1 protein-coding gene is annotated in these 1,936 nt (G+C 40.2%); it reads right to left on the bottom strand.

The window, feature by feature from the left end; all coding sequences use genetic code 11:
* Positions 1–69: 69 nt before the first annotated feature.
* A partial coding sequence (gene rpoB / locus EZH24_RS10960) for a DNA-directed RNA polymerase subunit beta (RefSeq protein WP_137999150.1) occupies positions 70–1,936 on the bottom strand: 1,867 nt, incomplete at its 5' end.

The following is a 1,936-nucleotide window of genomic DNA, read 5'->3' as shown; positions in this document are numbered from 1 at the left end:
ATTAATTAAACTTCTCCTTATTATTTAAAAACTCTATTAAAAATTTTATTTAAAAATTTATTCTAAAATCTATTTAAAAATTTTCGTTTGCTTTTTCGATTTTTGTTTTAATTCTTTTTCCGTAGAAGGAAGCTGAACTCCCTGCTCATCATGAATCGTAATATTTAGTCCGAGTCCTCTAAGCTCTTGAACCAAAACATTAAAACTTTCTGGGATGCCTGGCGAAGATATAACATCGCCTTTAACGATAGATTCGTATATTCTCGCTCGTCCCGCCATATCGTCCGATTTAACGGTTAAAAACTCTTGAAGCATATTAGCGGCACCGTAAGCCTCCAAAGCCCAAACTTCCATCTCTCCCAATCTCTGTCCGCCAAATTGAGATTTTCCTCCCAAAGGCTGCTGAGTAACCAAAGAATAAGGTCCCGTGCTTCTCGCATGAACTTTATCTTCCACAAGGTGATTAAGTTTTAGCATATACATATAACCTACCGCAACCTCGTTTTTGAAAGGCTCTCCCGTTCTTCCATCGTAAAGTTTAACTTTACCGCTCGGATTCATTCCGCTTGCAATCATAGCCTCTTTTAAAGCTTCTTCTTTCGGACCTTCGAATACTGGACATGCGTATTTTAATCCCATTTTATATCCCGACCAACCGAGCAACATCTCGATAACCTGCCCGATATTCATACGAGAAGGAACGCCCAAAGGATTCAAACAAATATCTACTGGAGTTCCGTCTTCCAAAAATGGCATATCTTCTACGGGCATTATTCTTGCCACGACTCCCTTATTTCCATGCCTTCCCGCCATTTTGTCGCCTTCCTGTATTATTCGTTTTTTAGCGATAAATACTTTTACCACTTCCTCTACTCCTGGCTTAAGTTCGTCCCCGTTTTCTCTGCTATAAACTCTCACATCTATAACCGTTCCGTCCTTTCCATGAGGCACTCTTAAAGAAGTGTCTTTAACATCTCGCGCCTTTTCGCCGAATATCGAATGAAGAAGTCTGTATTCTGGAGTGATTTCCGTTTCGCCTTTTGGAGTCACTTTTCCAACCAATATATCTCCCGCTTTTACTTTAGCGCCTATTCTTACAATTCCTCTTTCGTCCAAATTTTTAAATGCGGACTCTGAAACATTAGGAATATCTCTCGTAATATTTTCTCTATCTAATTTTGTCTCTCTCGCTTCGACTGAAAATTCTTCAATATGAACGGAAGTAAACACATCCTCTTCGACAAGTCTGCTGCTCAAAAGAATAGCGTCCTCAAAATTATATCCTTCAAATATCATAAACGCCGCCAAAACGTTTCTTCCCAACGCCAACTCTCCGTTATCGGTAGCTGGTCCGTCCGCAAGAAGTCCTCCCGCTTTAACAGTATCGCCGAGATTGACTACGGGTCTTTGATGAAAATTAGTGTCTTGGTTTGTTCTTTGATATTTTATAAGCTCGTAAACATCGAAATCGTCTTTATCGCTCTGTTTATTCGGTTTAATTACTATTTCGTTATTAACCACTTTTATAACCTTACCCGCCCTTTTAGCATGTAAAGCGATGCCCGTTCCTGGCTGACATATTTTTGCTTCGACTCCCGTTCCAACTATTGGCGCTTCTGGAAATAAAAGAGGAACGCTCTGCCTTTGCATGTTGCTTCCCATTAAAGCTCTGTTCGCATCGTCATGCTCCAAAAACGGTATAAGCGAACTTGAAAGCGAAACTATCTGCTGAGGCGACACATCCATATATTGCACCTGCTCTGGAGACGAATAAGGAAATTCCGACCTGTATCTTGTGGATATTAAATTTTCCTTAAAAGTTCCATCCTCGTTTATCGGAGCGTTCGCATCTGCGATATGGAATCTCTCTTCGTCATGCGCCGTCAAATATTCTATCTCGTCAGTCACTTTTCCTTTAATAACTTTTCTGTAAGGA

The organism is Brachyspira catarrhinii (assembly GCF_005518285.1).
Taxonomy (GTDB): Bacteria; Spirochaetota; Brachyspiria; order Brachyspirales; family Brachyspiraceae; genus Brachyspira; species Brachyspira catarrhinii.
The sequence above is the reverse complement of the archived record's forward strand: the minus strand, read 5'-3'. Positions and strand labels throughout refer to the sequence as shown.